Here is a 20,942-nt window from a genome sequence, read left to right as displayed (position 1 = left end):
CCACGCACGGAACGCGCGCGGACGCCGCGTCAAACTCATTCTGGCGGGACTGTTAGAATTGACGTCCCGGAGCCTGCGGTTTCGGGGCACCTTCGCGTTTTAACGCACGGTTAAGCATCGGGGCGCAGGCTAAGAGTAATCGAGTGGAAAGCCGTTGATTTCTGCCTGACTGGCGCCCACTTATGAGTTGTGTTCCGCGCCGCTCGCGCGTTTTCGAGCGAAATCTGACGTTATCGTCTGACTTTTGTCGATAAATTGTCGTTGAGGCAATATCCTGACATGGCTGGCATCCTGATCATCGCGCATGCACCTTTCGCCACCGCGCTACGCGAGTGCGTGGCTCATATTTACGGCGGTTTGCCGGCGCGCATCGGCGTTATCGATGTAACGGCGGACTGCGATCCGGTCGAAGTTCGCGCGTTCGCACGCTCCGAAATCGATCGTCTGAAGGAAGACAATGGCGCGATCGTGCTGACCGACGTGTTCGGCGCGACGCCCGCGAACATCGCGGCGAGCCTGCACGATTCCGACGTTCGCGTGCTCGCCGGCTGCAATCTGCCGATGCTGGTGCGCGCCGTCTGCTATCGCGCGACGCCGCTCGACACGCTGACCGAAAAAATCCTGCAGGGCGGCTCGAAGGGCATTCAGGAACTGGATTCGTCCACGCCGCTCAACCCTTGCGCCCTCGCGACGAAGGCCGCCGGCTCGCCCGATCCGGCATGCTCGGCAAGCGCCGATCTCGTCAGCGCGAAAGCCGCCAGCCACTGACGCCGCTCAATTCATCCATCTAGTGCTCGGAGCATCATGCTGCAACAAGAAACAACGATCGTGAACAAGCTGGGGCTCCACGCACGCGCTTCGGCCAAGCTCACACAACTGGCGGGCAACTTTCAATGCGAAATCTGGATGAGCCGCAACGGCCGCCGGATCAACGCGAAGAGCATCATGGGCGTGATGATGCTGGCGGCGGGCATCGGCAGCACGGTGACGATCGAAACCGAAGGCACCGACGAAGCCGAAGCCATGCAGGCGATGCTCGCGCTCATCGCCGACAAATTCGGGGAAGGGCAGTAAGCGCTTCGCCTTATCGATTTCATGAAAAGCCGCGTATCGACGCGGCTTTTTCGTATCCGCATCACGCGTTCGCGTAACCTCGTGCAACCGTTCCGGCCCTCACGCGGCAGGGTGTTCAGGGACTTGGCGCGTCAATCGAACTTATAATGGACGCGCGGTTTGCGCCCGCCGAGGGGGCTCCTTGGCAGACCGTGACAATCAAAATTAGAGGAGGTGCGCGTGTCCTTCACGCTGCATGGAATTCCCGTCTCGCGCGGCATCGCCATTGGGCGCGCGTACCTGATCGCGCCGGCAGCGCTCGACGTAGACCACTATCTGATCGAACCGGATCAGATCGACGCTGAAATCGCCCGTTTTCACGCGGCGCAGGCGGGCGTGCTCGCCGAGCTCGAAGCACTTCGCGACGACCTTTCCGCCGACGCGCCCAGCGAAATGGGCGCGTTCATCAATGTTCACACGATGATCCTGAACGACGCCATGCTCGTGCAGGAAACCATCGATCTCATTCGCACGCGCCGCTATAACGTCGAGTGGGCGCTCACCGAGCAACTGGAAATTCTCGGCGGTTATTTCGACGAAATCGAAGACGAATACCTGCGGGAACGCAAGGCCGATGTCGAGCAGGTCGTCGAGCGCTTGTTGAAGGCGCTTGCCGGAGCGCCTACGGCTGCGTCGCTCGTCGTGCATACGGCCGCGAGCAACGGCCACAACGAGATGATCGTCGTCGCGCACGATATCGCGCCCGCCGACATGCTTCAGTTCAAAACGCAGGCGTTCAAGGGCTTCGTGACCGATCTCGGCGGCCGCACGTCGCACACGGCGATCGTCGCGCGCAGCCTCGGCATTCCGGCGTCCGTCGGCGTTCAGCAGGCGAGCGCGCTGATTCGCCAGAACGATCTCATCATCGTCGATGGCGATCACGGCATCGTCATTGTCGATCCGGCGCCGATCGTCCTCGAAGAATATTCGTACCGGCAAAGCGAGAAGCTGCTGGAGCAGCGCAAGCTGCAGCGCCTGAAGTTCTCGCCGACGCAAACGCTCTGCGGCACGAAGATCGAGCTGTGCGCGAACATCGAGTTGCCGGAGGACGCGCAGGTCGCGGTCGAAGCGGGCGCGATGGGCGTGGGCCTGTTCCGCACGGAATTCCTCTTCATGAATCACAAGGATCAGTTGCCGGAAGAAGAGGAGCAGTTCGAGGCATACAAGCGCGCCGTCGAGCTGATGAACGGCAAGCCGGTGACGATCCGCACGATCGACGTCGGCGCGGACAAGCCGCTCGATTCGATGAGCGGCGGCGACGGCTACGAGACCGCGCCCAATCCGGCGCTCGGCCTGCGCGCGATTCGCTGGAGCCTGTCCGAGCCGCAGATGTTCATCACGCAGTTGCGGGCGATTTTGCGCGCGTCGGCGTTCGGTCCGACCAAGATCCTGATTCCGATGCTCGCGCACGCGCAGGAGATCGACCAGACGCTCGATCTGATCCGCGAAGCGAAGCGTCAACTGGACGAGGAAGGCCTCGCGTATGACCGCCAGGTTCAGGTCGGCGCGATGATCGAAATTCCCGCCGCGGCCATCGCGGTGCGGCTGTTTCTGAGCCGGCTCGACTTTCTTTCGATCGGCACGAACGACCTGATCCAGTACACGCTCGCGATCGATCGCGCCGATAACGCCGTCGCGCATCTCTACGATCCGCTGCATCCGGCGGTGCTGAACCTGATCGCGTACACGCTGCGCGAAGCGAAGCGTGCGGGCGTGCCGGTCTCGGTGTGCGGGGAAATGGCGGGCGATCCGGCCGTCACGCGCCTGCTGCTCGGGCTCGGGCTGACCGAGTTTTCGATGCATCCGAGCCAGTTGCTCGTCGTGAAGCAGGAAATCTTGCGCTCGAATCTGAAGGCGTTCGAAAAGCCGGTCGCGGACGTCATGGCGGCTTACGAGCCTGCGGAGTTGCAGGCCGCGCTCACGGCGTTGCAGAAAGTCTGATTCAACGCGCGCGGCAGACCGGGCAATCGGGCTGTCGCGCGATCTTCATCGTGTTCCATTCCATGCGCAGCGAGTCGAGCATCATCAGCCGGCCCGCGAGCGTCTCGCCGAAACCGCCGATCACGCGCAACGCCTCGGCCGCCTGCATCGCGCCGATGATGCCGACGGTCGGCGCGAACACGCCCATCGTCGAGCAGGCGACTTCCTCGAACGGCTGGTCCGGCGGAAACACGCACGCGTAGCACGGCGAGTCCGGCGAGCGGAAGTCGAAGGTGCTGATCTGTCCGTCGAAACGCAGCGCCGCGCCCGACACGAGCGGCACGCGATGCGCGACGCACGCCGCGTTGATCGCGTGGCGTGTCGCGAAGTTGTCGCTGCAATCGAGCACGACCGAGCTTGCGGGCACGTTGGCGCCGAGCCATGCGGCGTCCGCGCGCGCGTTCACCGCGATGACTTCGACGCCGGGATTCAGCGCGTTCAGCGTCTCGCGCGCCGATTCCACCTTGAGCGTTCCGACCGATCGCGTCATGTGCACGATCTGCCGCTGCAGATTCGTGAGATCGACGGTATCGGCATCGGCCAGCGTGATCTTTCCGACGCCCGCCGCCGCCAGATACATCGCCGCGGGCGCGCCGAGTCCGCCCGCGCCGATGATGATCGCGTGCGCGCCGAGGAAGCGCTCCTGCGCCTCGATGCCGATTTCATCGACGAGGATATGGCGGGAGTAGCGAAGGAGTTGATCGTCGTTCATTGCGGAAAGAATCGGCTTGCTCGAACGAAGCATTCTAAGCGCGCAAAAGAGAAAAGGCTTCGCAACGTCACGCTGCGAAGCCTTTGCTGGACTACGGGAGAATTACTTCGACTGCTGCGCGGTCGGCGACGAAGCCGGTTGCGCGCCCGACGCCGGCGCGGAGCCCGGCGTGGCCGGCAGCGCCGGAGGCGCGACCACCGGCGCGGATGCCGAACGCGGCGGCTTGTTCTGCGCGAGCTTGCGTTCGGTGTACGACTTCGATTCGACGACCTGCTTGCCTTCGAGCTTGTTCAGCCCCTGCTGGAGCATGAAGTCGTCCGAGCTGCCGAACTCGACCGGCTTGCGCTCGCGATCCTTGCGGCGTTGCTCCGGCGTCTTCTTGTCGTTCTGCTCTTCGAGAATGCGCAGTTGCTCAAGGCGATCGGCCTCGCGCTGTTCCTGCTCCTTCTTCTCGTTCGGATCCTGCGTGTTGGCGAGGTGGTTCGAGTAATCCACTTCGCGCGTGACGAGCGCGTCGTCCGGATCGCCGTCCGCGTATTGATCGACCGGAACGTCCGGGCGCACGCCCTGGTTCTGGATCGACTTGCCGCTCGGCGTGTAGTAATAGGCGGTCGTGAGGCGCAGCGCGGAGTCGGCGGTCATCGGGCGAACCGTCTGCACCGAGCCCTTGCCGAACGTCGTCTTGCCCACGATCAGCGCGCGATGATGATCCTGCAGCGCGCCCGCGACAATCTCCGAAGCCGACGCCGAGTACGCATTGGTCAGCACGACCATCGGCACCTTCTTGAAGATCTCCGGCACGCTCTTGAGCGGATCGGAATCGAAGGACGGCAGGCGGTAGTTGTCGTAGGTGTCGCGGAACGTCTGCTTCGCGTCCGCGATTTGTCCATTGGTCGACACGACCACCGCGTTGTCCGGCAGGAACGCGCCCGCAACGCCGACCGCGCTCTGCAACAGGCCGCCGCCGTTGTTGCGCAGGTCGAGCACGAGGCCCTTCAGATTCGGCTGCTGACGCGCGAGATCCTGCAGCTTCGCGGCGAGATCGGGCACCGTGCGTTCCTGGAAGCTCGTGATGCGGATATAGCCGTAGCCCGGCTCCGGCACCTTCATCTTCACAGACTGCACGCGGATCACGGCGCGCGTCACGGTGAGCGGGAAGGTGCGGTCGTCGCTCTTGCGGAAGATCGTGAGCGTGACCTTCGTGCCCGGTTCGCCGCGCATCTGCTTCACGGCTTTATCCAGCGTCATGCCGCGCACCGGCTTGTCGTTGATGCGCGTGATGAGGTCGCCCGGACGAATGCCGGCGCGGAACGCGGGCGTGTCCTCGATCGGCGAGATCACCTTGATGAGTCCGTCTTCCGAAGAAATTTCGATGCCGAGGCCCGCGAAGCGACCCTTGGTCTGCTCCTGCAGTTCTTCGTAATCGGTCTTGTCGAGATAGGACGAGTGCGGGTCGAGACTCGACACCATGCCCTTGATGGCGGCGGTGAGGAGCTTTTTGTCGTCGACGGGTTCGACGTATTCGTGCTTGATTTGCCCGAAGACTTCGGCGAACAGCCGCAATTGTTCGAGCGGCAGCGGCGAGGAGGCGGATTGCTGTGCGTATGCGGAAATCTGCAGTGTCGCGAGTGCGCCGGCAGCAACGCCTGCGGCGATCAGGCCGAAATTTTTCAGGTTCTTTCGCATAGAGAGTGCGGTCGGAATCGAATGGGCAGCATCGTAGGTGACGGGCCAGTATACCCGCTCGTCTCAAATAACGACTTAAACGCAACTTAAATGCCAGAGGCTTCGACGCCTCGCAGCGCAAGGTTGCGCACGTTCGAACGCGATTATGTCGATGCCGCTGGCCGGCCGTCAGCCGCGCGTCATACGCGGCGAGGGCGCTTTTTACGGCGCCCTCGTCGACACGGATTGCATCGCGGGACCGGACATGGCCCGGCCCGCGACGCGGCGTCAGCCCGCCTTGCCCTGCTTGGCGACGGCGGCCTGCGCAGCCGCGATGGCTTCCGGATCGCCCAGATAGTAGTGCTTGATGGGCTTCAGGTTTTCGTCGAGTTCATAGACGAGCGGCACGCCGTTCGGGATGTTCAGCCCGACGATGTCGTGATCGGAGATGTTGTCCAGATACTTGACGAGCGCGCGGATCGAGTTGCCGTGCGCGGAAATCACGATCTGCTTGCCCGACTTGATGGCCGGCGCGATCGACTCGTTCCAGACCGGCAGCACGCGCGCCACGGTGTCCTTCAGGCATTCGGTGAGCGGTAACTGCTCGCGCGGCACCTTCGCGTAGCGCGGATCGTTGTACGACGCGCGCTCGTCGCCCGGTTCGAGCGCGGGCGGCGGCGTGTCGTAGCTGCGGCGCCAGACGAGCACCTGATCGTCGCCGTACTTCTTCGCCGTCTCGGCCTTGTTGAGGCCCGCGAGCGCGCCGTAGTGCCGCTCGTTCAGACGCCACGAATGCACGACCGGAATGTACATCTGGTCCATCTCGTCCTGCACGTGCCACAGCGTGCGGATCGCGCGCTTGAGCACCGACGTGTAGGCGATGTCGAACGCGTAGCCAGCTTCCTTCAACAGCACGCCGGCCTGACGCGCCTCGCGGTTGCCCTGCTCGGTCAGGTCGACGTCGACCCAGCCGGTGAACCGGTTTTCCTTGTTCCACGTCGATTCGCCGTGGCGGATGAGCACTAGCTTGTACATGATTTCGGTCGGTCAGTTGAAAAAGCGGGTGCGCCGATCGCACCCCGTCATGCTGCACGTGCGGGCGGGGTGCCGCCATCGGCCGGACGGCGGAGGCCATCGCGGGAAACGGTTATTTTATAATGCTCCGATTGTCCCAATTCTCCTTTCTTCCCTTCCTACTCAATTTCGGCGGCCCTGACGTGAAGTTTTTCACCAATTACACGAATATCGCACTCATCGTCATCGCGCTCGTCTCCGGCGCGCTGCTCCTCTGGCCCGCCATTTCGCGGCGCGGACGCGGTGGCATTTCTGCCGCCGAAGCCACGACGCTCATCAACCGGCGCAACGCGGTGATCGTCGATCTGCGGCCCGCCGCGGAATTTGCGAAGGGGCATCTGCCGCAGGCAAGAAACATCGAATTCGCGGAGCTTCAAGCAAAAATCGGCCAGATCGCGAAGAATAAGAGCAATCCGGTCGTGCTCGTTTGCCAAACCGGTCAAGAATCGCAGCGCGCGAGCCGCGCCGTGTCCGAGGCGGGTTACGCCGAGGTCCACGTTTTGCAAGGCGGAGTGGACGCCTGGCAAAAAGCCGGCATGCCGGTGGTGAAACAAGGAGCAGTCAAGTGAAGAAAGTGGTGATGTACAGCACGGTCGTGTGCCCGTATTGCCAGATGGCCGAACGTCTTTTAAAGTCCCGCGGGGTCGAAACGATCGAAAAGGTTCTGATCGACCGTGAGCCGGGCCGGCGCGAGGAAATGATGACACGCACCGGGCGGCGCACCGTGCCGCAGGTTTATATCGGCGAAACGCATGTCGGCGGCTACGACGACCTGTCCGCGCTCGACCGCAAAGGCGGTCTCGTGCCGCTGCTGGAATCCGCCTGAAGAAACACTCGCGGCGCGTCTGACCATGAACACGCGCCGCATACCGAATTACCTAGGAAATCATTATGTCCGACGAGAACAATCAGCCGTTTTTCAACATCCAGCGCATCTATTTGAAGGACATGTCGCTCGAGCAGCCGAATTCGCCGGCCGTCTTTCTCGAGCAGGAAATGCCGTCGGTCGAAGTCGAAGTCGACGTGAAGGCCGACCGTCTCGCCGAAAGCGTCTTCGAAGTGCTGGTCACGGGCACCGTGACGGCCAAGGTCGCGAGCAAGGTCGCGTTCCTGATCGAAGCGAAGCAGGCAGGCATCTTCGATATCCGCAATATTCCGGCCGAACAGATCGATCCGCTCGTCGGCATCGCGTGCCCGACCATTCTGTTCCCGTACCTGCGCTCGAACATCGCCGATTCGATCACGCGCGCCGGTTTCCCGCCGATCCACCTTGCGGAAATCAATTTCCAGGCGTTGTACGAACAACGCATCGCTCAGTTGGCCGGCGCGCAGGAAGGCGCGGCGAACGGCGCGACGCACTGAATCCGACTCTGCCGAACCGGAGCCGAGCATGAAAGTAGCCGTTCTCGGCGCCGGCGCGTGGGGCACCGCACTTGCGGGCCATCTCGCGACCCGGCACGACACGAAGCTCTGGGCGCGCGACGGCGCGCTCATCGAATCTCTTTCCCGCACGCACGAAAACACGCGCTATCTCGAAGGCGTGGCGTTGCCGCACGCGCTCGAATTCGAGGCGGATCTCACCGCGGCGCTCAACCATGCGTCGGCGGACGACGCGTTGTGTGTCGTCGCGACGCCTGTCGCCGGCTTGCGCGCGCTGTGTCGCGGCATGCGGCAGGCGGGCGTCGTGCCGGCGCATATCGTCTGGCTGTGCAAAGGCTTCGAGGCGGATACGCAATGTCTGCCCAATGAAGTCGTCGCTGCCGAACTGCCCGGGCATCGCAGCAACGGCACGCTGTCCGGCCCGAGCTTCGCGCGCGAAGTGGGGCAGGGCTTGCCGGTCGCGCTGACGGTTGCGAGCACATCGGCGCAACTGGACGCGCGCACGGTCGCGGCGTTCCATCACGGCGCGATGCGCATCTATACCGGCGACGACGTGATCGGCGTCGAAGTGGGCGGCGCCGTGAAGAACGTGCTCGCGATCGCCACCGGCATTTCGGACGGCCTCGGCCTCGGTCTGAACGCGCGCGCTGCGCTCATCACGCGCGGGCTCGCGGAGATGTCGCGTCTGGGCGTCGCGCTCGGCGGCCGCGCGGAGACGTTCAACGGTCTGACCGGACTGGGCGATCTCATCCTCACCGCGACGGGCGATCTGTCGCGCAACCGGACGGTCGGCAAGCAACTCGCGAGCGGAAGCACGCTCGACGAAATCCTCGCGGCGCTGGGCCATGTCGCGGAAGGCGTGCGGTGCGCGCGCGCCGTGCTCGGGCTTGCGCACTCGCGCGGCATCGAGATGCCGATCACGCAGGCGGTATGCCGCGTGCTCTTCGAAAACGTGGCGCCGCGCGATGCGGTGCAGGCGTTGCTCAGCCGGGACGCAAAAGCCGAGTAACCGGAGGTGCGAGTGCGATGGCCAAGCTCGAAGCGCTGAAAGCCGACATCACCACGCTGAAGGTCGACGCCATCGTCAATGCGGCGAACCAATCGCTGCTTGGCGGCGGCGGTGTCGACGGCGCGATCCATCGAAAGGCGGGCAAAGGGCTGCTGCGTGAGTGTGAGACGCTCGGCGGCTGCGAAACCGGCGACGCGAAAATCACCGGCGGCCACGATCTCCCCGCGACGCATGTGATTCATGCCGTCGGCCCGCGCTGGGGCGGCGGCCACAAGAACGAGCCCGAACTGCTCGCGAGCTGCTATCGCCGCTCGCTCGAACTTGCTCAGGAAGCCGGCTGCACGTCGATCGCGTTTCCCGCGATCAGTTGCGGCATCTATCACTTCCCGCCGGAACAGGCGGTGCAAATCGCGGTGCGGACGGTCATCGAAACCTTGCCGTCCGCGCCCGCCGTCGAGCACGTCATCTTCGTGTGCTTTCAGGACGAAATGCTCGCGCTTTATCAGGCCGAGCTCGATGCTCAGGCGCCGCCCTCGAAACCCGCCTGACGCCACGCCTCGAACGTCACGATCGCCACCGTATTCGACAGATTCAGGCTGCGATTGCCCGGCCGCATGGGCAGGCGCACGCGTTGTTCCGTCGGGAAACGTTCGAGCAACGCGGGCGCGAGGCCGCGCGTTTCCGCGCCGAACACGAACCAGTCGCCCGCTCTGAACGCGTGATCGAAGAACGGCGTCGAGCCGCGCGTCGTGAACGCGAACATGCGCGCGGCGTCGGGCGCTTCCTTCGCGATGAAGGCATCCCAGTTCGCATGCACGTTCATTTCGGCGTACTCGTGATAGTCGAGGCCGGCGCGGCGCATCTTCGCGTCGTCGAGCGGAAAGCCGAGCGGCTCGATCAGATGCAGGCGCGCGCCCGTGTTCGCGCACAGGCGGATCACGTTGCCGGTGTTCGGCGGAATTTCGGGTTCGACGAGTACGACGTTGAACATGGATTGCTGTGAGTGAAGGTGGTTAATCTTTCGGCGTACGGAGCGCCACGAAATTGGTCACGCGCCGCGCGCCGGCGAGCTTGAGCGTGCGGGCGAGGGCGTCGAGCGTCGCGCCGGACGTCATCACATCGTCGACGACGCCGACATGCTTGCCGCGCACATCGCCCGACACGCCGAACGCGTTCGCGACGTTGCGGCGACGCGTTTCCTGATCCAGCCGCGATTGTGCCGACGTATGTCGCAAGCGCGTGACGATCGACGCATCGCCTGGCACGTTCATCATGCGCGCAAGCGGACGCGCGATGGCCCACGCCTGGTTATAGCCGCGCGCGACGAGCCGCGCATGCGACAGCGGCACCGGCACGAGCAGGTCGGGCACGGGCAGATCGCTGTCCTCGAAAACCGCGTGCAGATGCCGCGCGAATGTCCCGCCCGCCGCGAGCCGCGCACGAAACTTCAGTTCGACGGCGAGCGTATCGAGCGGCGCGCGATAGTCGGCGAGCGCGAACGTGTCGTTGAACGCGGGCGGCGTGTCGAGGCACGCGGCGCAATGCGCGCGCACATCGTCGCGTTCACGTCGAAGCGTCGACGCCGACAGCGGCAGCGCGCACGTCGCGCAGCGCAGACGCGGCTCGTTCCAGTAGTGCGCGTCGCAGCCATTGCACAGCAGGCTTTGCGACAAATTGCCGCACAACGCGCACTGACTCGGCAGCGCGCGAACGGCAAGCCATTTCGCTGCCGACGCGAATCCGCGAACGCGGGCTGCCATGGGCGTCTGGAATGGAAGACGGATGCTGTCGGCTTTCATGACGGCGGGATCGGAAAAATAACGGCTCGAAGCGCTAAACACGCACATTCGTTGCGTGTCAGGAAGCGTTTATGCCTCGTATCAGCACTTCGCATGGGTTGTTTTCGAGACGACCGAGTATACTTCGCACTCTCCGCAAAAAGATCGACATGTCCCCGACATCCCCTGAAACCAGCCGTTCGGCCTATGATCCGCGCCGTTTGCGCGCGATCTTCGACGACCGCGCCGACGCCTTCGACGAGGTCGCGTTCCTGCCACGCGAAATCGCGGAGCGCATGCGCGAGCGTCTCGAATACATCAAGGTCGCGCCGATGCGTGTCCTCGATGCGGCGTGCGGCGTCGGGGCGGACTTGAACGGTCTGCGGGAACGGTTTTCCGAGGCGTCGGTGACCGGCGTCGACATTTCGTCCGCGATGCTCGCGCGCGCCCGCGCCGCCGAGCTCGCCGACATCGACAACGGCGCGGGCTGGCGCCGCTTTCTTCCTTCGACGCTCGCGAAGGCGTTCGGCGCACGCGGCCCGCAACTCGCGCAGGCCGATTTCGCCGAGTTGCCGTTTGCGCCGGGCGCGTTCGAGCTGTTGTGGTCGAACCTCGCGTTGCACTGGCATCCGCGCCCGGACGTCGTTCTTCCTGAATGGCAACGCGTGCTCAAGGTGAACGGCCTGCTGATGTTCAGCACGTTCGGCCCCGACACGATGCGCGAACTCAGAGCCGCGTATCGCGAAGCCGAGCGCACGCTCGGGCTCGATCCTCAACCGCACACGATCGATTTCGTCGACATGCACGATCTCGGCGACATGCTCGTCGAAAGCGGCTTCGAAATTCCGGTGATGGATCAGGAAGTGCTGACCATCACGTACAAATCGCCCGAATCGCTGTTCGCCGACGTCACGCGCTGGGGCGCTTACCCGTTCGAGCGCGCGTTCGGCACGGGCCGCGCGGACGTGAAGGCCGTGCGCGGCGCGGTGCATCAGGCGCTCGAAGCGCTTCGCCGCGACGACGGCGCGATCCCGCTGACATTCGAAGTGATCTACGGCCACGCGTGGAAAGCGGTGCCGCGCACGACAGCCGAGGGACACGGCATCGTGCGTCTGGAAGATATCGGACGAGGCTCGAAACCGAAACGCTGAATCGGTAAATAGGGCGCTTGTTATGTCTGAAATTTGCGCGAAAAAAGCGTGCAAAAAGGTGCGTCAAAAAGGCGCAGAAGCTTGTGGCGCTTGGCTTTGCGACGTTACGACCCTTGCTTGTGGATGCCACTTAAGACGCCTATAATGCGTCAGTTTGTCGCCTGGGTTGTCACAAATTTGGGCAAAATCCGAGCGAAAGTATGTGAATACGTGCGGATTGATGGAGGCAGCGATGCAAGCCAGCCAGACGCTGACGGAGTCCGAGCCGGTCATCAAGGACTGGCTGATGAAGCGAAACTGCTCGGTGTCGCCGCGTCAGTTCGTGGGCTTCTACGTGTCGCTTGCACTGTTTTCGCTGGCAATCGCAACGCCGCTGTTCCTGAATGGCGCCTGGCTGGTGCTGCCGTTCACCGGAGTCGAGTTGACGGTCGTGGGCATCGCGTTCGTGATTTATGCGCGCCATGCCGTCGACTACGAGCGCATCCGGCTGTATCAGAACCGGTTGTTGATCGAACAGATGAACGCCGAAGAGTTGACGCAGTTCGAGTTCAACCCGCGCTGGGTGCGGGTGGAAGCGGGCGCGACGCCGAGAGAGCCGCTCACGATCGTATCGCGCGGTCAATCGGTGAAAATCGGACAACACCTTGCACAGCATCGTCGCAAACAATTTGCTGCCGAGTTGCAGGCGTCGCTGAGACGCCTTTGAGAGGAGCCGGCAGGCGCGCGATGCCACGGGGGTCGAGGGTTTGAATGGAAAATTTGGGTAAGGATGCTATGAAAACAATCAAACGAGCCCTCTCGGGCGTGCTGGCGGCAGGCGCACTGCTCACCGCCGGCGCGGCCCTGGCGGTCGAAAACAGTCCAGGCGGTCCTGCTGTCAACGAGATCAACTTCCAGCAGCCTGTGACGAAGATCGCCGAGGAGCTCTACGGCCTCCATATCTTCATGCTCATCATCTGTACCGTCATTTTCCTTGGCGTGTTCGGGGTGATGTTCTATTCGCTGATCGTCCATCGCAAGTCGAAGGGTTTCAAGCCGGCCAATTTCCACGAAAGCACCACCGTCGAAATCATCTGGACGATCGTGCCGTTCGTCATCGTCATTCTGATGGCGCTGCCGGCAACGAAGGCTGTCGTCGCCATGAAGGACACGTCCAACGCCGATCTCACCGTCAAGGTCACCGGCTATCAATGGAAGTGGGGCTACGACTACGTGAAGGGTCCGGGCGAGGGCATCAATTTCCTCTCGACGCTCTCCACGCCGCGCAGCGAAACGAACGGCCAGAAGCCCATCTCCACGCTCTATCTCCAGGAAGTCGACAACCCGCTCGTGGTGCCGGTCGACAAGAAGATCCGCATCATCACCACGGCGAACGACGTCGTGCACTCTTGGTACGTCCCGGCGTTCGGCGTGAAGCAGGACGCGATTCCGGGCTTCGTGCGCGACACCTGGTTCAAGGCCGAGAAGGTGGGCACGTACCGCGGCTTCTGTACCGAACTGTGCGGCAAGGAGCACGCGTACATGCCGGTGGTGGTCGAAGTGCTGTCGGCCGACGACTACGCGAAGTGGGTCGACGCGCAAAAGAAGAAGATGGCCGCGGGCCAGGACGATCCCCTCAAGACCTACACGAAGGACGAGTTGATGGCGCGCGGCCAGCAGGTGTACACGTCGAACTGCGCGGTCTGCCACCAGCCGACCGGCAAGGGCGCGGGCCAGTTCCCGGCGCTCGACGGCTCGAAGATCGCGAACGGCTCGATCGCCGACCATCTGAACATCGTGCTGCACGGCAAGGGCGCGATGCCGCCGTGGCAGGGCGTGCTGAACGACGTCGAGATCGCATCGGTCGTCACGTTCGAACGTAATAGTTGGGGCAACCACACCGGCGACCTCCTGCAGCCGAAGCAAGTCATCGACGCCAAGGCGGGCAAGATGCCCGCAGGCGGCGGCAATGCGGCGGCGGCATCGGCGCCTGAAGCGGCGAGCGCCGCGCCGGCTGCGGCGGAAGCGAGCGCGCCGGCCGCATCGTCGGGCGCGGAAGCGACGCAAGCTGCCGGGCTGCCCGCGAGCATCTACTTCGAGACGGGCAAGGACACGCTGCCCGCCGACGCAAAGAACGCGGTGGATGCCGCGGCGGCCTACGCAAAGGCGCATCCGGACGCGAAGATCGCGCTGTCCGGCTTCACCGATGCGACCGGCAGCGCCGATCTGAACGCCGATCTCGCCAAGCGCCGCGCGCAAGCCGTGCGCGACGCGCTGAAGGCGGCGGGCGTGCCGGAAGACCGTATCGTGTTGAAGAAACCGGAAACCATCACCGGCGGCGCCGATAACAAGGAAGCCCGTCGCGTGGAAATCAGTCCGGCTGCTTGACGTGCCGAGCGTGCCGCTTTCCTTCGCCTGATCGCAACGGAAAGCCACGCGTCATTGCCAAGTGCCCCGAGTATTCGCTTTAGGAGATGATTGTCATGTCTAGCATCGGACACGATGTAGGCGCAGGTCACGACCACGCGCACGACCATGCGCACGAGACGCCGCATAGCTGGCGCCGGTGGCTCTTCGCTACCAACCACAAGGACATCGGTACGCTGTACCTGTTGTTCTCCTTCATCATGTTCCTCTCGGGGGGCGTGATGGCGCTCGGCATCCGTGCCGAGCTGTTCGAGCCGGGCCTGCAGATCATGCGCCCCGAGTTCTTCAATCAGCTGACCACCATGCACGGCCTCATCATGGTGTTCGGCGCGATCATGCCGGCGTTCGTCGGTTTCGCGAACTGGATGGTGCCGCTGCAGATCGGCGCATCGGACATGGCGTTCGCGCGGATGAACAACTTCAGCTTCTGGCTGCTGCCGGCCGCCGCCGTGCTGCTCGTCGGCTCGTTCTTCGTGCCGGGCGGCGCCACCGCCGCGGGCTGGACGCTCTACGCGCCGCTTTCCACGCAGATGGGCCCGGGCATGGACTTCGCGATTTTCGCGGTCCACATCATGGGTGCGTCGTCGATCATGGGCGGCATCAACATCGTCGTGACGATTCTGAACATGCGCGCGCCCGGCATGACGCTCATGAAGATGCCGATGTTCGCGTGGACGTGGCTCATCACCGCGTACCTGCTGATCGCCGTGATGCCGGTTCTGGCGGGCGCGATCACGATGGTGCTGTTCGACCGTCACTTCGGCACGTCGTTCTTCAACGCGGCGGGCGGCGGCGATCCGGTCATGTACCAGCACATCTTCTGGTTCTTCGGTCACCCCGAGGTGTACATCATGATCTTGCCGGCGTTCGGGATCGTGTCGCAGGTGATTCCGGCGTTCTCGCGCAAGCCGCTGTTCGGCTATAGCTCGATGGTGTACGCAACGGCATCGATCGCGATTCTGTCGTTCATGGTGTGGGCGCACCACATGTTCGCGACCGGCATGCCGGTGACGGGCCAGCTCTTCTTCATGTACGCGACCATGCTGATCGCGGTTCCGACGGGCGTGAAGGTGTTTAACTGGGTGGCGACGATGTGGCGCGGCGCGCTCTCCTTCGAAACCCCGATGCTCTTCGCGATCGGCTTCCTGTTCGTGTTCACGATGGGCGGCTTCACGGGCCTGATCCTGTCGATGGCGCCGCTCGACATCCAGATGCACGGCACGTATTACGTGGTGGCGCACTTCCACTACGTGCTGGTGGCGGGTTCGCTCTTCGCGCTGTTCTCGGGCTGGTACTACTGGTCGCCGAAGTGGACCGGCTGGATGTACAACGAAATGCGCGGAAAGATCCACTTCTGGGCGTCGATGATCTTCTTCAACATCACGTTCTTCCCGATGCACTTCCTGGGTCTCGCCGGCATGCCGCGTCGCTATGCGGATTACCCGGCGCAGTTCACGGACTTCAACCAGGTCGCGACCATCGGCGCATTCGGCTTCGGCCTCGCGCAGGTGTACTTCCTGTTCGCGGTCGCGCTGCCGACGTATCGCGGCGGCGGCGAGTTGGAGAAAGCGGGCGACAAGCCGTGGGATGGCGCGGAAGGCCTCGAATGGACTGTGCCGAGCCCGGCGCCGTTCCATACGTTCGAGCATCCGCCGACGGTCGAATAAATCGTTTGTCCGGTTCGCGGGGCTTCACTGAGAGGCCCCGCGAACGGAAAGTCAGGAAAGCATGGCCCCGAATCCACAAAAAAGACGCACGCCCGAGGAAATTCGCGCGGGCAACAAGCGGCTCGGAATCATCATGATGTTGATTGCCGCCGTCTTCTTTCTGGGTATCGTCGTCAGGCAATACCTGTTGTCGCGAGGGTAGGAAAGCAACGTGTCCACTCAGCAGGAAAATTCGCATGTCGACCGTTCCTTCAACCGGTCGATGCTGGTGAAGCTCTTCGTCGTGGCCGCGCTGATGTTCGGCTTCGGCTTCGCGCTCGTGCCGATGTACCGCGCGATCTGCCAGATCACCGGCATCAACAACCTCGTGCAGAAGGACGTGGGCGCGCGCGAGGCGAAGAATACGCAGGTCGACATGACGCGCACGATCTCGATCGAGTTCGACGCGAACGCGCGCGGCCCGCTGCGGTTCAAGCCCGAGCAGAACGCGCTGGACATTCACCCCGGCGAAGTGATGACGGTAATGTACGAAGTGACCAACGAGCAGAGTCGCACGGTGAACGCGCAGGCGATCCCGAGCTACGCGCCGAAGCAGGCCACCGAGTTTTTCAAGAAGATCGAATGCTTCTGTTTCACGCAGCAGACGCTCGCGCCGAACGAGACCAAGCGCATGCCGGTCGTGTTCGTCGTCGATCCGAAGCTGCCGAAGGACGTGAAGACGATCACGCTGTCGTACACGTTCTTCGAGCTGAACGCGCCGAAGTCGGTCGCGAAAGGTTCATGACGCCATGAGCGCGGACACGCCGAACAAGGGCGGCTTCCTCAAGCTCGTAAAGGCCGTGTTCTGGTCGTTCTTCGGCGTGCGCCGCCGGGCCGATCTCGAAAGCGATGCGGCGCAGTTGAATCCGCTGCATCTGATCGCGGCGGGCGTCATCGGGGCGGTGCTGTTCATCGTCGTGCTGTTGCTGATTGTGCGCGCGGTAGTGGGATAGACGGAAACCGCCGGGCAGCCGAGCCGGCGGCAAAAGAAAATTCAAGCAACTGGATCGAAGTGGAGAATCAACAATGAGCGGTCAAAACGAGAGCCCGTACTATTTCGTGCCGCATCCGTCGCGGCATCCGGTGATGGCTGCAACTGGCCTGCTGATTATGCTGGCCTCGCTGGCGTCGTGGGTGAACGGCCATAGCTTCGGGCCGGTCGGCACGTTCATCGGCCTGCTGTTCGTGTTGTTCGTGCTGTGGCACTGGTTCGGCGACGCGATCTCCGAATCCGAAGGCGGCATGTACGGCAAGCGCGTCGATGTGTCGTACCGCTGGAGCATGAGCTGGTTCATCTTTTCCGAAGTGATGTTCTTCGCGGCGTTCTTCGGCGCGCTGTTCTATGCGCGCCAAATCGCGATGCATCAGCTCGGCAGCCTCGACTACAAGCTCATTTGGCCCGACTTCACCGCCGTGTGGCCGAACAACGGCCCCGCCGCGCTCGTGCCGCATTTCCGCGCGATGGTGCCGTGGCCGCTGCCGACCATCAACACGGCGCTGCTGCTGTCTTCCGGCGCGACGCTGACCGTGGCGCACCACGCGCTGCGCGAAGATCATCGCAAGAAGGCGATCATCTGGCTCGGCGCGACCGTGCTGCTCGGCATGATCTTCCTGTTCTGCCAGGGCTACGAGTATTTCCACGCCTACAACGAACTGAACCTGACGCTCAATTCCGGCGTGTATGGCTCGACGTTCTTCCTGCTGACCGGCTTCCACGGTTTCCACGTGTTCCTCGGCGGCACGATGCTCGCGGTGGTGACGGTCCGGCTGATTCGCGGCCACTTCACGGCGGAGCACCACTTCGCGTTCGAAGGCGCGGCGTGGTACTGGCACTTCGTCGACGTCGTGTGGCTGGGTCTGTACGTCGTCGTCTACTGGCTGTAAGTGGAATATCGAAGCGGGCGCGCGCTGTGCGCCGTCCGCGACACAAGGCCGGCGGCGACGCCGGTCCGAGAGCAAAGAAGCAGTGATCAACACGCCGCCCTCGATGTCTCAAGGGGCGGCGTTGTCGTTTCGAGGGGCGCGAAGTTATGCCGCGGCGCGACAATACGTCTCGTAGGGCCGTGCCGGCGCGGTGGGTTATCGTCCGATGGGAATGCCCGACGACTGGATCCAGCCCATCCAGTGCGCGAACAGGATGAAGAGGAAAAGCGAGATCGAGAGTCCGACGCGCGCCGCGAGCGACCAGACCATGCGCTTCGTCCTGCCGCGGTCGGTCATCATGAAGTAGAGCGCCGAGCCCAGGCTGCCGATGATAAGGATGAATGCAATAGCAACGATGATGTGCATGAAACCAGCCAGCGTTTTTGCTCAGGAACTACAGCGAGCAGTATGAATTTGGATCATCTCATTATCTCACTCGACGGATTGCGCCGTGCAGCGCCCGACCGCATGCCGGCGGTAAGGCTCGCAGCATGAAGATCCGTTTCTGGCCCACGCTGCTGATTCTGATCGTCGTTGCGGTGACCGTGCGGCTCGGTTTCTGGCAGCGCGATCGGGCGCATCAGAAAGAAGCGCTCAACGCGCAGATCGTCGCGTTCGAGAACGCGCCTGCGCGGGCAGTCGGCGTCGAGCCGATGCCGCTCAAGTCGATCGAATTTCATCGCGTGGAGGCGCGCGGCGAGTTCATGCCGGAGCGCGTGGTGTATCTGGACAATCGTCCGTATAACGACCAGCCGGGCTTTTATGTCGTGATGCCGCTTAAACTCGAGGGCGGCGGCTATGTGCTCGTCAATCGCGGATGGCTGCCGCGCAACCTGGCGGACCGCACGGGCATCGAGCCGTATGAAACGCCGAAGGGCGTGGTCGACGTGCAGGGCATCGCGCGCGCGAACGCGTCGCAGGCGTTCGAGCTGGGCAGCGGCGGATCGGCTGCGCACAAGGAAATTCGCCAGAACCTGGACATCAGGTCATACGCGGCCGAAACGGGGCTCGCGTTCCAGCCGTTCGTGATCCAGCAGACGAACGATACCGGCGACAAACTCGTGCGCGACTGGCCCGCGCCGACGCTCGGCGTCGAGCGCAATTACGGCTACATGTTCCAGTGGTGGGGCATGGCGGCTGCGGCTATCGCGTTCGGCCTGTATGCCGCGCGCCGCGCCGCGAAGAAGGGCGATCAACCCGAAGATCGCGACGACGAAGCCGAGAACCACGCCTGAAACACCCATCGAACCGACACATTCAATACCGATGCAATCACAACGCTCCACTGCCGCCGCGCAGCAACGAACCGCGAAGAAAGGCTCCTGGATCAGCGGCCGCTGGATGCTCCTGCTGCTCGCGCTGGTCTGCGCGGCGCCGGTGATCGCGTCGTATCTGATGTACTACGTTTTCAAGCCGGCGGGCGGCACGTCGAGTTACGGCGCGCTGATCGACCCGCAGCGTCCGATTCCGGCGCAACTCGTCGTCACCGACGAAAAAGGGCAAAGCGTGCCGTTCAAGTCGCTCGAAGGCAAATGGCTGATGATCACGGTCAACGGCAGCAACTGCGACGAGCAATGCGCGACGCGCCTCTATTTCATGCGCCAGGTGCGCGCGCTGCAATCGGGCGAGCGCGACCGCGTGGTGAACGTTTGGCTGCGCACCGATGACAAACCGGTCTCCGACGTCATCAAGACCGCCTATCCGCAACCGGACACGCGCATGCTCGTCGCGGACGAAAAGGCGATCGCGGCGTGGCTGCCGGTCGACGGCGGCACGAAACTCACGGATCACATTTTTCTCGTCGATCCGAATGGCAATCTGATGATGCGCTTCCCGAAGAACCCCGACCCGAAGAAGATCAACGCGGATCTGGCGAAGCTTCTCAAGTGGTCGCGTATCGGCTAAAACGCGGGCTGAAGGTAAGAAAGCATGTTTTTATTGCAACTGGGTCTGATCGGCATCTGCATTGCGCTGCTGCCGCTTTCGTATCTCTGGGTGAAGGCTGATGACAACAAGTTCAGGAAACTCGTCTGGCTGACGACGTTCCTGACGCTCGACCTCATCATGTTCGGCGGCTTCACGCGCCTCACCGATTCCGGCCTCGGTTGTCCCGACTGGCCCGGCTGTTACGGCACATCGTCGCCGTTCATCGCGCATGCGCAGATTTCCGCCGCGTATCAGGCGCTGCCGACCGGCCCCGTCAGCATGGTGAAGGCGTGGATCGAGATGCTGCACCGTTACTTCGCGATGGCGATCGGCGTGCTGATCATCGCGCAGGTGATCATCGCGTGGACGGCGCGCATCAGGAAACGTCCGTTGCACGTATCGCCGTGGTGGCCGACCGGCATTCTGCTGCTCATCCTGCTGCAAGGCGCGTTCGGCGCGTGGACGGTCACGCTCAAGCTGCAACCGGTGATCGTCACGACGCACTTGCTGCTCGGCCTCGCGCTGCTCGGCGTGCTCGGATGGCTCGCGGCGCGCATGACGCCGATTCCGTCGCTCGATTCGGCCGCCGCGCGCTGGATGCCCGCCGCGGTTTTCGGGCTGCTGCTGCTCGTCGTGCAGATCGCGCTCGGCGGCTGGGTCAGCACGAACTACGCGGTGCTGGCGTGCACGGACTTCCCGCTGTGCAACGGGCAATGGATTCCGCCGATGAACTTCGAGCATGGCTTTCATCTGTGGCGCGCGCTCGGCATGACCGGCGACGGCGACGTGATCTCGCAGGACGCGCTCGTCGCGATTCACTGGACGCATCGAACGTTCGCGGTCGTGGTCGTGCTTTATCTGCTCTGGCTTGCATCGAGACTGCGACGTTTCGAATCTCTGCGAAAGCCCGCGAACGGCGTATTGTTGATGATCCTCGTCCAGTTCCTCACGGGCATGTCGAACATCGTGCTGCAATGGCCGTTGCCGGTCGCGGTGGCGCACAATGGCGGGGCCGCGATCCTGTTGCTGCTACTCGTTATGCTAAACTTTCGAATCTCTTCCAGCCGTCCCGGCCGCGCCGCAGTTCCCGCGCGCGACGTCGTTTCAGCGTGACTCCAC

25 protein-coding genes are annotated in these 20,942 nt (G+C 63.2%); 19 read left to right on the top strand and 6 right to left on the bottom strand.

Annotated elements, in window-relative coordinates; genetic code table 11:
• Positions 1-279: 279 nt before the first annotated feature.
• The 3 genes from NOV72_RS23420 to ptsP all read left to right on the top strand — a co-directional run bounded on the left by NOV72_RS23420 (position 280) and on the right by ptsP (position 3,054).
• On the top strand, positions 280-768 hold the full coding sequence (locus NOV72_RS23420) for a PTS sugar transporter subunit IIA (RefSeq protein WP_106856940.1): 489 nt from the start codon (positions 280-282) through the stop codon (positions 766-768).
• Between the two features lie 36 nt (positions 769-804).
• The gene (locus NOV72_RS23415; RefSeq protein ID WP_106856939.1) at positions 805-1,074 is read left to right on the top strand and encodes an HPr family phosphocarrier protein; all 270 of its coding nucleotides are present in this window, start codon (positions 805-807) and stop codon (positions 1,072-1,074) included.
• A gap of 219 nt (positions 1,075-1,293) precedes the next feature.
• Entirely contained in the window at positions 1,294-3,054 is a 1,761-nt protein-coding gene (gene ptsP / locus NOV72_RS23410) for a phosphoenolpyruvate--protein phosphotransferase (RefSeq protein ID WP_181291146.1), read from the top strand.
• Between the two features lies 1 nt (position 3,055).
• On the opposite strand, the gene NOV72_RS23405 is transcribed toward ptsP, so the two are convergent.
• The 3 genes from NOV72_RS23405 to gpmA all read right to left on the bottom strand — a co-directional run bounded on the left by NOV72_RS23405 (position 3,056) and on the right by gpmA (position 6,505).
• Complete coding sequence (locus NOV72_RS23405; RefSeq protein WP_106856997.1) at positions 3,056-3,805, bottom strand: HesA/MoeB/ThiF family protein; 750 nt, start codon at positions 3,803-3,805, stop codon at positions 3,056-3,058.
• 102 nt (positions 3,806-3,907) lie between these two features.
• Positions 3,908-5,491: a S41 family peptidase gene (locus NOV72_RS23400; RefSeq protein ID WP_106856937.1), complete on the bottom strand. Its 1,584-nt coding sequence runs from the start codon at positions 5,489-5,491 to the stop codon at positions 3,908-3,910.
• Positions 5,492-5,758: 267 nt separating this feature from the next.
• Positions 5,759-6,505, bottom strand: a complete 747-nt coding sequence (gene gpmA / locus NOV72_RS23395; RefSeq protein ID WP_106856936.1) for a 2,3-diphosphoglycerate-dependent phosphoglycerate mutase — start codon at positions 6,503-6,505, stop codon at positions 5,759-5,761.
• A 182-nt stretch (positions 6,506-6,687) separates the two neighbouring features.
• Between gpmA and NOV72_RS23390 the strand changes: the two genes are divergently transcribed.
• The 5 genes from NOV72_RS23390 (at position 6,688) to NOV72_RS23370 (ending at position 9,481) form a co-directional block, all read left to right on the top strand.
• Positions 6,688-7,113 (top strand): rhodanese-like domain-containing protein, encoded by a 426-nt coding sequence (locus tag NOV72_RS23390; RefSeq protein ID WP_106856935.1) that lies wholly within the window; start codon positions 6,688-6,690, stop codon positions 7,111-7,113.
• Positions 7,110-7,370, top strand: coding sequence for a glutaredoxin 3 (grxC, locus tag NOV72_RS23385; RefSeq protein ID WP_106856934.1), 261 nt, complete (start codon positions 7,110-7,112; stop codon positions 7,368-7,370). Before NOV72_RS23390 ends, grxC begins: the two co-directional genes overlap by 4 nt.
• 65 nt (positions 7,371-7,435) lie before the next feature.
• Positions 7,436-7,906, top strand: coding sequence for a protein-export chaperone SecB (gene secB / locus NOV72_RS23380; RefSeq protein WP_106856933.1), 471 nt, complete (start codon positions 7,436-7,438; stop codon positions 7,904-7,906).
• A gap of 28 nt (positions 7,907-7,934) precedes the next feature.
• Positions 7,935-8,933, top strand: a complete 999-nt coding sequence (locus tag NOV72_RS23375) for an NAD(P)H-dependent glycerol-3-phosphate dehydrogenase (protein WP_106856932.1) — start codon at positions 7,935-7,937, stop codon at positions 8,931-8,933.
• Between the two features lie 17 nt (positions 8,934-8,950).
• A complete protein-coding gene (locus NOV72_RS23370; RefSeq protein WP_106856931.1) occupies positions 8,951-9,481 on the top strand; it encodes an O-acetyl-ADP-ribose deacetylase in 531 nt (176 codons plus the stop codon).
• Here NOV72_RS23370 and trmL read toward each other — a convergent pair.
• Both trmL and NOV72_RS23360 read right to left on the bottom strand, forming a co-directional pair.
• Positions 9,454-9,924 carry a tRNA (uridine(34)/cytosine(34)/5-carboxymethylaminomethyluridine(34)-2'-O)-methyltransferase TrmL gene (gene trmL, locus NOV72_RS23365; protein ID WP_106856930.1) on the bottom strand — a complete coding sequence of 157 codons (471 nt, stop codon included), beginning with the start codon at positions 9,922-9,924 and terminating at the stop codon, positions 9,454-9,456. The two genes, NOV72_RS23370 and trmL, sit on opposite strands and share 28 nt — an antisense overlap.
• A gap of 22 nt (positions 9,925-9,946) precedes the next feature.
• Positions 9,947-10,693 carry a ComF family protein gene (locus NOV72_RS23360; RefSeq protein WP_245933132.1) on the bottom strand — a complete coding sequence of 249 codons (747 nt, stop codon included), beginning with the start codon at positions 10,691-10,693 and terminating at the stop codon, positions 9,947-9,949.
• 188 nt (positions 10,694-10,881) lie between these two features.
• Between NOV72_RS23360 and NOV72_RS23355 the strand changes: the two genes are divergently transcribed.
• From NOV72_RS23355 to NOV72_RS23325, 8 genes are all read left to right on the top strand, one after another.
• Complete coding sequence (locus tag NOV72_RS23355) at positions 10,882-11,862, top strand: methyltransferase domain-containing protein (RefSeq protein ID WP_106856929.1); 981 nt, start codon at positions 10,882-10,884, stop codon at positions 11,860-11,862.
• Positions 11,863-12,094: 232 nt separating this feature from the next.
• On the top strand, positions 12,095-12,568 hold the full coding sequence (locus tag NOV72_RS23350) for a DUF2244 domain-containing protein (protein WP_106856995.1): 474 nt from the start codon (positions 12,095-12,097) through the stop codon (positions 12,566-12,568).
• Between the two features lie 44 nt (positions 12,569-12,612).
• On the top strand, positions 12,613-14,229 hold the full coding sequence (coxB, locus tag NOV72_RS23345) for a cytochrome c oxidase subunit II (protein ID WP_106856928.1): 1,617 nt from the start codon (positions 12,613-12,615) through the stop codon (positions 14,227-14,229).
• Between the two features lie 95 nt (positions 14,230-14,324).
• The gene (gene ctaD / locus NOV72_RS23340) at positions 14,325-15,935 is read left to right on the top strand and encodes a cytochrome c oxidase subunit I (protein ID WP_106856994.1); all 1,611 of its coding nucleotides are present in this window, start codon (positions 14,325-14,327) and stop codon (positions 15,933-15,935) included.
• A gap of 61 nt (positions 15,936-15,996) precedes the next feature.
• Positions 15,997-16,137 carry a cytochrome oxidase small assembly protein gene (locus NOV72_RS32565; protein ID WP_086972134.1) on the top strand — a complete coding sequence of 47 codons (141 nt, stop codon included), beginning with the start codon at positions 15,997-15,999 and terminating at the stop codon, positions 16,135-16,137.
• Between the two features lie 9 nt (positions 16,138-16,146).
• A complete protein-coding gene (locus NOV72_RS23335; RefSeq protein ID WP_106856927.1) occupies positions 16,147-16,719 on the top strand; it encodes a cytochrome c oxidase assembly protein in 573 nt (190 codons plus the stop codon).
• Between the two features lie 4 nt (positions 16,720-16,723).
• Positions 16,724-16,927 (top strand): DUF2970 domain-containing protein, encoded by a 204-nt coding sequence (locus tag NOV72_RS23330; RefSeq protein ID WP_086972136.1) that lies wholly within the window; start codon positions 16,724-16,726, stop codon positions 16,925-16,927.
• Between the two features lie 73 nt (positions 16,928-17,000).
• Complete coding sequence (locus NOV72_RS23325) at positions 17,001-17,858, top strand: cytochrome c oxidase subunit 3 (protein ID WP_106856926.1); 858 nt, start codon at positions 17,001-17,003, stop codon at positions 17,856-17,858.
• Between the two features lie 195 nt (positions 17,859-18,053).
• On the opposite strand, the gene NOV72_RS23320 is transcribed toward NOV72_RS23325, so the two are convergent.
• The gene (locus NOV72_RS23320) at positions 18,054-18,263 is read right to left on the bottom strand and encodes a twin transmembrane helix small protein (RefSeq protein ID WP_061116867.1); all 210 of its coding nucleotides are present in this window, start codon (positions 18,261-18,263) and stop codon (positions 18,054-18,056) included.
• Positions 18,264-18,388: 125 nt separating this feature from the next.
• Here NOV72_RS23320 and NOV72_RS23315 point away from each other — a divergent pair, with 125 nt between their 5' ends.
• The 3 genes from NOV72_RS23315 to NOV72_RS23305 are packed head-to-tail and all read left to right on the top strand — an operon-like array spanning position 18,389 to position 20,936.
• Positions 18,389-19,132, top strand: coding sequence for an SURF1 family protein (locus NOV72_RS23315; protein WP_106856925.1), 744 nt, complete (start codon positions 18,389-18,391; stop codon positions 19,130-19,132).
• Between the two features lie 31 nt (positions 19,133-19,163).
• Positions 19,164-19,802 carry an SCO family protein gene (locus NOV72_RS23310; RefSeq protein ID WP_106856924.1) on the top strand — a complete coding sequence of 213 codons (639 nt, stop codon included), beginning with the start codon at positions 19,164-19,166 and terminating at the stop codon, positions 19,800-19,802.
• Between the two features lie 24 nt (positions 19,803-19,826).
• Entirely contained in the window at positions 19,827-20,936 is a 1,110-nt protein-coding gene (locus NOV72_RS23305; protein ID WP_106856923.1) for a COX15/CtaA family protein, read from the top strand.
• Positions 20,937-20,942: the final 6 nt, after the last annotated feature.

The organism is Caballeronia novacaledonica (genome assembly GCF_900258035.1).
Classification (GTDB): Bacteria; Pseudomonadota; Gammaproteobacteria; order Burkholderiales; family Burkholderiaceae; genus Caballeronia; species Caballeronia novacaledonica.
Note: the sequence above shows the minus strand (reverse complement) of the source record. Positions and strands in the feature narration are given on the sequence as shown.